This is a genomic window from Frankia nepalensis (genome assembly GCF_016786325.1).
Taxonomy (GTDB): domain Bacteria; phylum Actinomycetota; class Actinomycetes; order Frankiales; family Frankiaceae; genus Pseudofrankia; species Pseudofrankia nepalensis.
In genome coordinates this window covers 18,404-30,990 of the sequence record NZ_JADWYU010000199.1, presented here as the reverse complement: position 1 = coordinate 30,990, position 12,587 = coordinate 18,404, and the positions used below count along the sequence as shown (strand labels likewise).

Annotated in this window: 11 protein-coding genes and 2 pseudogenes; 8 read left to right on the top strand and 5 right to left on the bottom strand. The window is 68.8% G+C overall.

Annotated elements, in window-relative coordinates:
* Nucleotides 1-283 precede the first annotated feature (283 nt).
* Complete coding sequence (locus tag I6A81_RS30690; protein ID WP_203000994.1) at nt 284-1,270, top strand: TIGR03557 family F420-dependent LLM class oxidoreductase; 987 nt, start codon at nt 284-286, stop codon at nt 1,268-1,270.
* 144 nt (nt 1,271-1,414) lie between these two features.
* Nucleotides 1,415-1,594 (top strand): annotated as a pseudogene (locus I6A81_RS46355) (SDR family NAD(P)-dependent oxidoreductase); the annotation flags it as partial.
* A gap of 79 nt (nt 1,595-1,673) precedes the next feature.
* Here I6A81_RS46355 and I6A81_RS30680 read toward each other — a convergent pair.
* The 3 genes from I6A81_RS30680 to I6A81_RS30670 all read right to left on the bottom strand — a co-directional run bounded on the left by I6A81_RS30680 (nt 1,674) and on the right by I6A81_RS30670 (nt 3,645).
* Complete coding sequence (locus I6A81_RS30680; protein ID WP_203000998.1) at nt 1,674-2,054, bottom strand: hypothetical protein; 381 nt, start codon at nt 2,052-2,054, stop codon at nt 1,674-1,676.
* A gap of 297 nt (nt 2,055-2,351) precedes the next feature.
* Nucleotides 2,352-2,681, bottom strand: coding sequence for a hypothetical protein (locus I6A81_RS30675; protein ID WP_203001000.1), 330 nt, complete (start codon nt 2,679-2,681; stop codon nt 2,352-2,354).
* A gap of 163 nt (nt 2,682-2,844) precedes the next feature.
* Nucleotides 2,845-3,645, bottom strand: a complete 801-nt coding sequence (locus tag I6A81_RS30670) for a hypothetical protein (protein ID WP_203001002.1) — start codon at nt 3,643-3,645, stop codon at nt 2,845-2,847.
* A gap of 133 nt (nt 3,646-3,778) precedes the next feature.
* Between I6A81_RS30670 and I6A81_RS30665 the strand changes: the two genes are divergently transcribed.
* The gene (locus tag I6A81_RS30665; RefSeq protein ID WP_203001004.1) at nt 3,779-4,465 is read left to right on the top strand and encodes an SMI1/KNR4 family protein; all 687 of its coding nucleotides are present in this window, start codon (nt 3,779-3,781) and stop codon (nt 4,463-4,465) included.
* Nucleotides 4,466-4,865: 400 nt separating this feature from the next.
* Here I6A81_RS30665 and I6A81_RS30660 read toward each other — a convergent pair.
* A pseudogene (locus tag I6A81_RS30660) lies at nt 4,866-5,498 on the bottom strand (toll/interleukin-1 receptor domain-containing protein); the annotation flags it as partial.
* A 359-nt stretch (nt 5,499-5,857) separates the two neighbouring features.
* The gene (locus I6A81_RS30655) at nt 5,858-6,262 is read right to left on the bottom strand and encodes a PPOX class F420-dependent oxidoreductase (protein ID WP_203001006.1); all 405 of its coding nucleotides are present in this window, start codon (nt 6,260-6,262) and stop codon (nt 5,858-5,860) included.
* Between the two features lie 1,237 nt (nt 6,263-7,499).
* On the opposite strand from I6A81_RS30655, the gene I6A81_RS30650 reads away from it, so the two are divergent.
* The 5 genes from I6A81_RS30650 (at nt 7,500) to I6A81_RS30630 (ending at nt 12,424) form a co-directional block, all read left to right on the top strand.
* Nucleotides 7,500-8,261: an SDR family oxidoreductase gene (locus I6A81_RS30650; protein ID WP_238428484.1), complete on the top strand. Its 762-nt coding sequence runs from the start codon at nt 7,500-7,502 to the stop codon at nt 8,259-8,261.
* Between the two features lie 102 nt (nt 8,262-8,363).
* Entirely contained in the window at nt 8,364-8,717 is a 354-nt protein-coding gene (locus tag I6A81_RS30645; protein ID WP_203001008.1) for a DUF4286 family protein, read from the top strand.
* A 221-nt stretch (nt 8,718-8,938) separates the two neighbouring features.
* A complete protein-coding gene (locus tag I6A81_RS30640) occupies nt 8,939-9,874 on the top strand; it encodes a zinc-binding dehydrogenase (protein ID WP_203001010.1) in 936 nt (311 codons plus the stop codon).
* Nucleotides 9,875-10,101: 227 nt separating this feature from the next.
* Nucleotides 10,102-10,518 (top strand): SRPBCC family protein, encoded by a 417-nt coding sequence (locus I6A81_RS30635; protein ID WP_203001012.1) that lies wholly within the window; start codon nt 10,102-10,104, stop codon nt 10,516-10,518.
* A gap of 544 nt (nt 10,519-11,062) precedes the next feature.
* The gene (locus I6A81_RS30630; RefSeq protein ID WP_307875019.1) at nt 11,063-12,424 is read left to right on the top strand and encodes a PP2C family protein-serine/threonine phosphatase; all 1,362 of its coding nucleotides are present in this window, start codon (nt 11,063-11,065) and stop codon (nt 12,422-12,424) included.
* The last annotated feature ends 163 nt before the right edge of the window (nt 12,425-12,587 follow it).

Genomic DNA, 12,587 nt, shown 5'->3' with positions numbered 1-12,587 from the left:
CAACTGACACGTTGTTCCATCTGGCAACATGTGTCAATATCTGGTGCTCGCGGAGGGCGGTAGCGGCGTGCCACCCCCAGAACAGGCGCGTCGCGGCGGGATTCGGGGCCTCGTTGCCGGTGGCGCCGGCCGCAGCCGCGCCCGCGAACCAGCGGGACCGGCCATGGCTCCGGTTCGCGATGGCTCTTCGCCGCGTCCTCTCCCGGCGCGATTTCACGGCCGCCGTCTGGGCAGGGTGCCCGGAGGAAGGGCGCGGACACGTGGGGCGAAGGGAGATTCCGCGATGCAGATCGGTTACAAGCTCATGACCGAGGCGTTCGGACCCAAAGAGATCATCCGGCAGGCCGTGGCCGCCGAGGCGGCGGGCTTCGACTTCGTCGAGCTCAGCGACCACTTCCACCCCTGGCTCGACGACCAGGGGCATTCCGCGTTCACCTGGTCGATGCTGGGCGCGATCGCGCAGAGCACCGACCGCATCGAGCTCGCGACCGGCGTGACCTGCCCGACGATCCGCTACCACCCGGCCGTGATCGCCCAGGCCGCCGCCACCGTCGCGCTGCTCTCCGACGGCCGCTTCACGCTCGGTCTCGGCTCCGGGGAGCGGCTCAACGAGCACGTGGTGGGCCGCGAGTATCCGCCGGTGACGCAGCGGCACGCGATGCTGCGCGAGGCCATCGAGATCATCCGGCTGCTGTGGAGCGGCGGCTACCAGTCCTACGACGGACGCTATCTCCGCCTCGAGGACGCCCGGATCTTCGACCTGCCGCGGACCCCGCCCCAGATCGCGGTCGCCGCGAGCGGAGAACCGTCCGCCCGGCTGGCCGCCGAGTGCGGCGACGCGCTGTTCGCCACCGAGCCCAAGCCGGCGATCGTCGAGCACTACGCCGCCGCCGGCGGGACCGGGCCCTGCTACGCCGAGGTTCCCCTGGCGTACGCCCCCGACGAGGCGACCGCGGCGCGCGCCGTGGTCAACACCACCCGGTGGGCGCTGACCGGCTGGAAGGTGATGAGCGAGCTGCCGAACCCGGTGAACTTCGCCGCGGCGACGACGACCGTGACCGAGCGGGACGTGGCCGAGCAGTTCGCCTGCGGCCCGGACCCGGCCCGCCACCTCGCGGTCGCCGACCGGTTCGTCGACGCGGGATTCGACCGGCTGGCGCTGCTCAACGCCGGCCCCGACCCGGACGAGTTCCTGGACTTCTTCCGCGCCGAACTCGCGGAGCCACTGCGGTCCCGCGCCGCCGCCGCGCCCGTCGGCGCCGGACGCTGACCGGCTGACGATCGCGCCGCGGCGCCAGCGGAGATGACGGGCACGCCAGAAGCGGTATCTCACGAAGAGGTTGAGACGGCGACCGCGCGACCTGCCCTGCCATGCGAGCGGTTCTGGCTGGCCGGCCTCCGGCCAGGTCGTCCACGGGCCGCCTGGCCGTACTCTCGCGAACAGCGGCTCGGCCGGGTCGTCGTCGCCACGTCGATGAGCGGCCCGTACGGCAACTTCGGCCAGGCCAACTACGCCACCGCCAAACTCGGCCTCGCCGGCCTGGTCAACACCCTGGCCATCGAGGGCACCCACGCCGGGATCCTTGCCAACGCCGGGGCCCGATCGCCGCCAGCGCGCAAGGACGCTGGTGAATACGAGCCTGCCCCGCCAAACTGGCATTTCCTCTCGGAGGTCAGATGCCAGTCGGGTAGAACTTAAGGTCGTCAGCGGCGATCGACACCGTCTGGCCGAGAGTTTTGGTCGACGGATCGTCAAGCATCTCAAGCTGCATGACGGCACTGCCGACCTGGAGAATCGTGACGCCGTCCTCATAGACCGCAAGGATCCGCCCTCGGATCATCGTTGGTCCGACAGGACCTCCGAACGCCGTGTCCCCGTCAAAGACGACCTCGGACCAGCGTCGAGGACGCATCAGTTCAAGTTCGACATCGAGAACATCGCCGGCGCGGATCGGAGCCGCGCCTTGCCACCTTCCATGGATCCTCCCAGCCTCAGTCGTGATGTTCAGGTCCGGGTGCGCGTCGTCGGCGTCGTTCAGTGCTACTGCACGCATCACTACGACCCCTTCGGAGACGAAATTCCAACTATGATATTGTCTACATTCCAGACGTTGGCTGCCGAGTCAAAACTCCCTGCCTCCTCGCGGAAATGGGGCCTCGCCGGCGAGTTCCCCATCTCGTGGTTGCAAAACCATACTTCGCAGGCCGTCAGCCAAGACGACCCGATCTGCATTTGGCAGCTCAGTTTGCGAGCGGAGAGACCAAGCCTCGATTCATCACTTGATCACGCCTACCGCCGACGCGGAGTCCGGCTGTCGCCGGACGCAACAGTGAAGGCGCTACTCATTGCGTTATCCGTTTTTCGCGAGCCACGCCACGTCCCCGATGTTGGGATCGCGACCAAGGTCTCGCCATGCGGCCATCACCTTTTCAGCGGCTCCTGTCGCCAGCCACGGCAGAAAGGTACCCGTCTCCTCGTCAAGGTCCCCAAGAGCCACGTCCGCCGCCACCAGATCCCCCAAGATCGAAGCTGCAATCTTCTGCACCTGGTCGTCACCCGCATTTGGCAACGCCCGTCGAATGTGCCACGGAACCTTCCAAATTCCGACGTAGTCATCTTCGAGTTCCCGGCGAATCAGCATCACCACCGATACGGCCACCGTCGTCTCGTCGCTGGCCATGGGTTGTACTTCAACTTCCTGATGTTGAGCTCGGGAATATTTGCGTCAATGGTAGCGGCAGTGTCTGGACTGCGCGACATGACCGTTCGGAGTCGAACGAACCCGCCACCGGGTAGATCTAGTGACGGGTCGCCTCTCGTCAGTAGACGCCAGCGCCCGGGCCTCACCACCGGCCGGGTGGCTGGACGATGCCCGGGCCGCCCGTGTGCGGCGTCGGGATGTAGCCGCGGTAGGGCTCGGGTAGCGCCGCCACGCAGGCCGCGGAGCACGCGTTCACCAGGAGCGGGAGCACGTCGGTACCGACGTCGCCGGAGATCCATACCTGCCGCAGCTCCCGGTCCACCGGCCCGTCACAGACGGAGCAGCTCCGCACCGCGTCCGTGCCCCACACGCCGGGGGCGAGCGCGTTGAAATCCGCGTTCTCAGCGGTCGTCACCGGCCGTAGCTCGGGAAAGGGCGGTCGGAACTTGAAGTTGCCGTAGAGGGCCCGTGTGCTCACCGTGCTGTGGGTGAGCCGCGCGCACCTGGTGAGCTCGTACGGATACCAGTGCAACCGGTGCGAGGTGTAGGGCTCGAAGACCTCGAGGCTGGTCATGGCTCCGATCTCGGGTGGGATGCGTACCAGGTTGGTGCCGTAGAGGACCAGATGCTCGACGGAGGTCAGTTTCGCGATCGTGGGCGGCAGCGTGATGACCTGGCGCCGTTCGGCGCCGCTCAGCTCCACGAATGGCTTGAACACCGTCCGCCGGTCCGCGGCCGCCTCCTCAACCAACGCGAGCAGCCGCAGCCAGCCCGCCGCCTCGGTGTCCTGCTCCTCACCGTGAAACGTGACGGTCGCCGGCCGCGTCTTCATCGAGTAGCCAACACATCGGCACTGGTCCCGGTCCGGGACATCCGACCTGGGCCCGACCGCGTCCGCGAACCGGTTCGAAAACACCCGTGGCTGGACCTCGTCTATCCCCATCGGGGAAGAGTACTGGCGACCAGCTGAGGGACCCCACCAGCCCGCTGGCCCGAAGCGGCGTCCGCCACGAGTACGAACATGCCGCCCGAGCTGCCCGGACGTGCTTTTCGGCAGGCACGACGCTACAGTCGTCATGCCCGTCGACAGCACCTTCGGCAGTTCGAGCACGGGGGAAGGGTTCCGCGTCGTCTCGCTTAGGAGGCAACGGTCGATGGAAGATGGCGTTCGCGCGACATGGACCAGGATTGTCGGATGGCTGGAGGCCGAGGCTCCGCTTTGTCACGCCGCCGTCAGAGGACCGGAGTCTCCAGCTGTGGTCACGGACGCCTTGGCGAATCTGGGTGTCTCGTTCCCCGAGTATGTTTCGGAGTGGTGGTCGCTGCACGACGGCGTCCCTCGCACCCATGGCGTTGAGATCTTCCCTGGGGCATTCTGGCCGCTGGGAATCCGCGAAATGATCGAATCCCGGCAGGGACGCGTGGTCCACGTCGAGGATCCATCGCGACTTGAAATCCAGGCGCGTAGCGAGAGTCTTCCGGCAGGGGACCATGCCTGGTATTTCCCTCGGTCATTCATCCCACTGGCCCAAGATCCCACAGGCTGTGTGCTTTCACTCGACCTTCGCGCCGGGGAGAAGCACGGGTGTCTGAAGGTCTGGGACCGCGATGAAGGCGCGCTGCTGCCTCCGATAGCGCCAGGGCTCGCCCAGTACCTCCAAGAAATCCTTGACCTCCTTGAAGGACGAACCGCGGGTCAGTGGGTCCCGGTATTCGGCGATGGCTGGCTTACCTGGACCTTCGATCCCACGCGACGGCCATAGTTTCGCCGTGGCAGGCGATGTATAGGAATGAAGAAGTTCCAACCAGCTCAGCGGGCTGGAGCAGTGAAAAAACGCGGCCCGCCACGGCCCGCTTTCGCATCCGGTGACACAGCACCTTGTGAGGTCGTGCCGGCCAACCTACGTCGAGCGCTACAACACCGCCCGACCCCACCGCGGCCCCGACCTCGACACCTGCCCGGCGACGCCGGCCGATCCGAGCGGCCCAACCAGCCACGAGCTGTGCCTTCGACCGGTGCGGCATCTCCCCCACAGGTCGGCGTCGGGTCAGGGCCAGTTTCGCTGGATGGCGGTGACCGCGGTGACAGCGCGGGTGATGACCTCGGTCCCGCCGAGGCGCGCGAGGTCGGCGGCGGCCTCGTAGAGGGCGTCGAGCACACGGTCACGCCCCTCGCCGGCCGCGGCCTTCAGGGCCGGACGCCAGAACGGCGCCCAGCGCGGGCCCGCGACGCGGGAGGCCGACGTCGCGAACGCGATGGCCCGCCCTGGTCAGGCCAGGCCGCTCAACGAACCTTGCCGACGGCGGCGCCGGCAGGGCCTCAACCCAGATCCGGTCGCCCGCGCCTACCGGGCGGCGGTGACGGCCCGTCACGCCCGCCGCCGGGAACGGCGCCGGTCCGCGCGGGGCCGCTGTGCCGGCTACGGCCGCGGCGACGCCGGTCAGCAGGCGGGCACGGGCGGCCGTCTCGTCCAGTCCGGCGAGCTCGATCGGGACGGTGTGCGCCAGCAGGCCGGTGACCTCGGTGTCGTCGACCATGGCCGTGAGAAGCCGCCGGCCCCGGCCGGCCAGATCGGCGGAGAACACCGTGCGCCAGATCGCCCCCGTGAGCAGTTCCTCGCCGTACGACGCGGACAGCACCACGAGCGTCCGGTCCGCTTCGCGGACCGCGCGGTCGGCCACCTGGACCTGGTTCGTACCCGGCACGACTTCCCACGCGTCGATCAGGACCTGGTAGCCGGCGTCGAGCAGCACGCTACCGATCCAGGAGCCCCATTCCCGGTCGGCGTGGGTATGCGAAACATAGAAGTCCGCCCGGCCGCCAGCCGCGCCCCCGCCACCTCAGATCACGCAGTCGCGGCGGAGTCGTCCACAACGTGCAATTGTGCGAGGCCAGTGACACCGATCCGGTAAAATACCGAAAGGCCGGCTCCCGCCGACGATACCCACATCACCCGTCGGACCAGTCGTGCTGGCCAAGCCCGCTCGGACTTGGACCCCACCGTCATCGCCCCGCAAGGTCAGGTTGAACGACGCTCCGCGCCGCGGAGCCAGATCCCTACCTTGAAGATCCCGCACGGCGCTGAGCCCAAGCGCCCGGTCCGCCACGGGTGTGCGACTTTCGCGTCGTCACTCGACGACGTGGTTGGCACCGCTCAGCGCTTGCCGACGGCCGTGGGGCGGACGACGAAGATGACTCGGTGGGCGGCGTCCGTCGGGTCGCCGGGGCCGAACGGGCCGTCATAGCGCTTGTTCAGCTCGACGAAGAAGGCTCCCGTGGGGTCCGGGTCGATGCGTTCGACGACGCCGCGCACCTCGACGTACCGGTACGGGTTCTCCGGGTCGACGATCGAGATCGCGACGGCCGGGTTCGCCTTGATGTTCCGGTACTTGCGGCGGAAGTTCGTGTGCGTGAACCGGATGAACTCGCCGTCCCACGCGAACCACATCGGGTTGACCTGCGGGGTGCCATCCTCACGGACCGTCGCCAGGTTCACGATCACAGGCCGCTCCAGCAAGTCGCGCACCTCGTCGGGGACGATCTCGGTCGCGGCTGTCATCCGGCCTCCTGTCGGTCATCTCGCCGCTGGCCAACGCCAGGTCCACGCGCCATATTCCACGACGGATCCGCGGGGGCGGCGGAGGTGAGACCGGCCGCCGAGGCGCATGTCCGCCGTCACGCGTGGCACCGCCTCGAGAAAAGTCGCCACGATCGACTCGATGATCTGGCCAGAGTCTCGCCGACCCCGCGCGGTCCGCGCTTTCGCTGAGGCCCACCGCTGGCCAGAGATCTGGGAAGTCGCAGGTGGGCTGAGCGAAAGGGCCCGCCACCTGATCAGCGGTGGCAGCGAAGCCGCACCACGCCACGGCCAGTCAACGGTCACCAGCCGACGATCGTGTCCCGGTCGAACTACGAGTCCGCTCAGACCCGCGTGGTCCACCGCTCGCCCTCGTCGGCGTGCCCTGGCCGCGAGACACCACCTAGTCAACTGTTTGGTGGATCGATCTTTCCCGTCTTGCCTCCGCGAGGCACAACGAAGATCCGAGAAGTCGGCGCGCGTCGCCTCCACGTCAGGACCGCTGGGGTGCGGAGCAGGCCGATCGTCACGCCGGACCCGGTCGGACCGTCACCCCAGACCCATGAGATCAGCGCGGCAACAGCATCGCCAGGAGCAGTTCAGCCAATAGGAACCCCTCCTCCCGTCAATCCCTCGGCGCCGCCACCGGCGGTCCCGAGCATCAGTAGACACCTGACCAGGTCAACTATATTGACCCACCGTGGCCGGGATCACGCGGCCGGGATCACGCGGCCACGGCCGTCCGGCCCCGCGGCCACGGCACGGGTCGGTCGTGGCGGCCGAACCGATGGCGACGTCGATGGAGATCCGCGGGCCGACGCGGGCGGTCGAGCCATGGCGGTGGGACCCGTCCGAGCAGCAGACAGGTAGGCAGGGAGCAGAGAATGGCCGAGGCGTCCGGGCGCGACAGCACGCCGCGTGCCTGGCCCGCACGAATCCCCGAGTACCGGATCGGACCGGCGGCCCGGCCCGACTTCGTACCAGGCGCCCGGTCCATCAGCTCTGGTCCGCCGCCGGGCCGGAGCAGGGCATGAGCACCGTGGCGCCAGCGCCCTCGGCGGCAGCCTGCCTTCAGCCGAGGCGCCGGTCTTCACCGCGCGTCGAGGACGCCCGTTCCGACTGCCACCGAACAGCCCTCAGCGGCAGGCGGATCGACCACGGTCGTTCGCGTCTCGCCGGCTGACTTTCTCTCAGTCGCGGCCCGCGAGGAGGATCCGCAATGTCAGGCAGCCCCATGTTGGAGGGAAAGGTCGCCATCGTCACGGGGGCGGGTGGCGGGATTGGCAGGGCCTACGCGAAGGGACTCGCCGAGGCCGGCGCCGCGGTGGTCCTGGCCGACATCAACATCGATGGCGCCCAGGCCGCCGCGAAGGAGTTGACCGACGCGGGGCATCAGGTGCTCGCGGTGCGTACGGACGTCTCCGACGAGGAGAGCGCGAACGCGATGGCCGCCACGGCGGCGGAGCAGTTCGGGTCGGTGGACATCCTGGTGAACAATGCGGCGCTGATGGCCGAGATCGTTGGCCAGGGAACGCTTACCACCATGTCGATCGACATGTGGAACCGCACGATGGCCGTGAACCTCACCGGACCGTTGCTGTGCGTCCGCGCGGTCGTGCCCTACATGCGGGAAAGGGGCTATGGAAAGGTGGTCAACCAGTCCTCGGGCGGCGCTTTCATGGGAGCCAACGCCTACGGCATCAGCAAGCTCGGCATCGTGAGCATGACGCTGTCGCTGGCCCGTGAACTGGCGTCGTTCGGCATCCGGGTAAACGCCATCGCGCCGGGCTACGTGAACACCGAGGCCGGAGCGGTCGCCGCGCCGCCGGCGCTTCGAGCGATGATCGAGAAGTCGATCCCGTTCCCGTTCGGTGACCCGGAGGACCTGGTCCCCGGCCTGCTCTACCTGGTCGGCCCCGGCAGCGACTGGGTGACCGGCCACACCCTCAACATCGACGGCGGCTGGATCCCGCGCACCTGACGCAACCATCGCCCGCGCCCCGACGGCCACCGACGCGACCGTCGGCGACCTGGCGTCGGGCGAGCGACGGCAGACCAACAGATGCCAAGAAACGAGGAGATCGTGGCGAACAATCAGCTCCCGCGCTGGATCCTGCACGTGGAGTCAGGCCCTGTGAGCCGCGACCCGGCAATTGTGGCCGAGTTCAACCGCTGGTACAACGAGGTGCACGTCCCTGAGATGGTCGCCTTCGATGGCTACCTCTCGGGTCGCCGGCTCGAGCCGGTCGACGATGACGGACCGTACATCGCGCAGTACGTGATCGAGGGAGACCCGGAAGAAATCCTCGGCCGAGTGAAGGCCGCCTCCGCCGCCGGCGAGTTAAAAATGTCCGAGACCCTGCGGATGAACCCGACCCCGACGATGCGACTCATGCGAGTCTCCTTCGAATACGTCAAGCCAGGGGCGGACAGCTGAGCGGCCCCGGAACCGTTTCGGACCGTCACCTCGCCGTGTCGCGCGACACGGTCACATCGGAGCCGCAGGGGACCGTCATGAACCTTGACGACCTGACGACCCGGTTCCTCGTCAAGAGGACGGCGCCGCACGGCCCGTGATGCCGCCCAGCAGGGCCACCCGTAGGCACCACGGAGGCGAAAAGTTCGCGAAGACGCATGGCGAGAGGAGATGAGGCACCTGTGAGGGGATGGCAACTCGTCGAGTTCGGCAAACCACCGCGGCTGGTCGAGAAGGAGGATCCCGAGCCCGGCCCGGGCGAGGTCGTCCTCGACGTCAAGGGATCAGGGCTGTGCCACTCCGACATCATGGAGATCGAAAGCCACGGCGCCGACTGGCTGCTCGGGACGATCATGGGCCATGAGCTGGCTGGCTTCGTGTCCGCCGTGGGTCCCGACGTCACCGAGTGGAAGATCGGTGACCGGGTGGCCGTCTGCCCATCGAACACGATGCGCTGCCCGGGCTTCCACTACGACGGCGGCTTCGCCACGAAGCACCTGTCGCCGGCGGACGACCTGGTCGCGGTCCCGGACACGGTCAGCTGGGCCCTCGGCGCGATGATGACCGATGCCGGCATGACGTCGTACCACGCGCTCGTGCGCCGCGGCGGGGCGACCGCCGGTATGAAAGTCGGCTTGATCGGCCTCGGTGGCCTCGGCCAGATCGCCGCCCGGGTCGCCGTCGTCCTGGGTGCCGACGTGCACGTCGCCGAGCCGAAGAAGGACGTCTGGCCGCTCGCCGAACGCCTCGGCGTCACGCAGGTCGTCGCCGACGTTGCCGAGTGGGAGAACCAGAACTTCGACCTCATCGTCGACTACGCCGGATTCGGCACGACGACGGCCGGCGCTCTGCGCGCCGTCGGCTTCGACGGAACCGTGGTCCAGGTCGGCCTCGGCGTCAGCGAGGCGATGATCCCGCTCGCCGACATGGTCGGCCGCAAGTCCAGACTGCTCGCCTCCCGCGGCGGCACCAAGGATGACATCGCCGAGCTCTACCAGTTCGTCGCCGCCGGCCGTCTCGACCCCGCCGTCACCGAGATCACGTTCGACGACATCCCCCGCGGCCTCGCCGACCTGGCCGCCAACAAGGTCACCGGCCGCCTCGTCGCCCTCCTCTGAGCACACGCCGACTGTGCTGGCTGTCGTGCGGCTGCACCACCGAGGCATCATTCGATCATGCCTCGGCCACCAGCGCGCACCATGGCATCCGCCCGTGCACCAGCGCCCGCGGTCGCGTTGCGGTCGGGTGCCACGTCGCGTCACCTGGTCGATCGATGGCGGCCGGTGTTGTCGGTGGCGGGGCGGGGAGGTCGTGGTGGTCATGTGAGCGCCGGAGGAGTGAGCTGATGGCCAGCACAGTCACGGCGTCGATCGACGTAGCCGTGCCGGTGCGTACCGCCTACGACCAGTGGACCCAGTTCGGGTCCTTGCCGCGTTTCATGAAGGGGGTGGAGTCCGTCGAGCAGCTCGACGACACCCACCTGCGCTGGCGCATCACGGCGGGCGTTCAGCGTCGTGAGTTCGACGCGGTCATCACCGAGCAGCTGCCGGACGAAAGAGTCGCCTGGAGGAGCACCGAGGGTCCTACCCACGCCGGAGCAGTGACGTTTCACCGGCTCGATGCCGACGAGACCCGGGTAACGATCCAGCTGGACTGGCAGCCCGCAGGCGTCGCCGAGAAGGTCGGTTCGGCCATCGGCGCCGACGAGTGGCGGGTCAAGGCCGATCTGAAGCGGTTCAAGGCATTCATCGAGAACCGCTGAACGGGACTGTCACGCCGCGAAGAGTCACCCTCTGGTGCGGTCGATCTTTCTGGCGTCGACTTGGCGACCGCCGCGGGTCCGACGAGTCCGCGCAGCTCCGGGGCCCGTTGCGTCGCGGCGAGCCAGGGCGGGCGGTGCCGCGGCCGGCCTAGTGCCAGATGGCGTGGGCGAGCCCGGCGAGCGCCGCCTCGAGCCTGCGTGAACGTACCTTCCAGCAGGCACCACGGGCGTTGTCGGCCGGTAGGCGCTGATCGTCGTCCGAGCCGCACTGACGACCGACACTCCCCGCGCCGAGGACCACCAGCCTGGCATCGAGAACATCAAGCGGTGGCCGCTACGAAATCATGATCGAGACGGCGTCCGCCGGGACCTCGGGTACCGAGACGGTGGCGGCGAGGCGACGCTCACACAGACCGACTATCGTAACCCATTGTTATCATGAGTCACTGTTCGTGTCGTCCGGACGGCTTGTCGTCCGCGTCCGTGCCGACCTCGCTCCCGAGGAGGGCAGGTCATGGGGGAACCAAGGCGGGCCAGGTGGCCCGTGGCACCCGACCGGCCCGCACCCGGCCGCGCGGTCGGCCGCGTGGAGGCATCCGGCGGCGATGTCTCCACGGAGGCCTCCGCCGAACAGGCGCGGACGCCTACCTCCAACAAGCTGATCTCGTCGTTGTCACAGGCGCTGGTGAGGTCACGCCGGCTGCTCGCGGCCACCAGCGCCCTGGGCACGGTGCTGACGGTCGACGACGTGGCCGACGTGGCCTTCCGGACGGCCGCCGCGGACGCGGCCGTCACCTTCGCGGGATTTGTCCTCTTCAACGACGACGGGTCGCCCAGCCGCGTCCTGGCCTGGCCCACGCTGAACCAGCCGGTATTCACCGACATATGGGTACGCGCCCGCAATCCCGGCCCGGCGGCGGCCGGCGAGATCCTACGGACCGGGCGGCCGCGCTTCGACCCGACCAGAACCACCTACCTCACCGACTATCCAGACCGCCGCGAGGTCTTCGCCGCGATCGGCATCGACGCGACGGCGACGTTGCCACTGATCGTGTCCGGTCGCATCATCGGCGTCCTGTCACTCGGCTGGTCCACGCCGCGGCCCTTCGACGAGGGGGAACGCGCCTACCTGCGCACCCTGGCCAGCGTCTACGCCCAGGCGGTCGAACGGGCCACGCTGCACGAACGGCAACGCTCCATCGTGGAAACCCTGCAACGCGCGATCCTGCCGCGCACTCTGCCCGACCTGCCCGGGATGGACATCGTCGCCCGGTATCTGCCAGCCGGCCCCGACGCGGACATCGGCGGCGACTGGTATGACGCCGCCGTGCGCCACGACGGCACCCTCACCCTGGTCATCGGCGACGTCGGCGGCCACGGCCTGCCCGCCGTCTCCGCCATGGCCGAGTTGCGGCACGCCGCCCGCGCCTACGCCCTCGAGGGGCGCAGCCCGGCCGCCATCACCACGCAGCTTTCCGCCAACCTCCTCACCGCGCAGGACGACACCCTCGCCACCGCGATCGTCGCCACACTCGCCTCGAGCACCCGGCGACTTACCTGGTCATGCGCCGGCCACCCACCGCCGCTGCTGCTCACCGAGACCGACGCCCGCTACCTCGACGACGTGCACGGCCCGATGCTCGGCGTCGAACCCGGGCACAGATACGGCCAGAGAACCATCACCCTGCCGCCCGCCAGCCGCCTCCTGTTCTACAGCGACGGGCTCGTGGAACGCCGCGACGTCTCGCTCACCGACCGGCTCGAAACCCTCGCCGCGGCCGCGGCCACGGGCCTGACAGCCAGCACCGGCGGCCTCGACGAGCTCTGCGACCGGCTTGTCACCGACGTGGCCGGCTCCGCGGCGCGCGAGGACGACCTCTGCCTGCTCGCCATTCGCAGCCCCTGAACCTGCCATCTCCTTGCCCGGGAAAGCCGAGCCGGCCCGGCTGTTTCAGCCGCCGACCTGGGCGAGGCCGGCCACAGCCTGGATTGCCACCGCGCGGCCCCGGTCAACCTGCGATCGATCCAGTCCGATCTGGTGGCTCGGGATGGCTGGCCCGGCGGCGCCC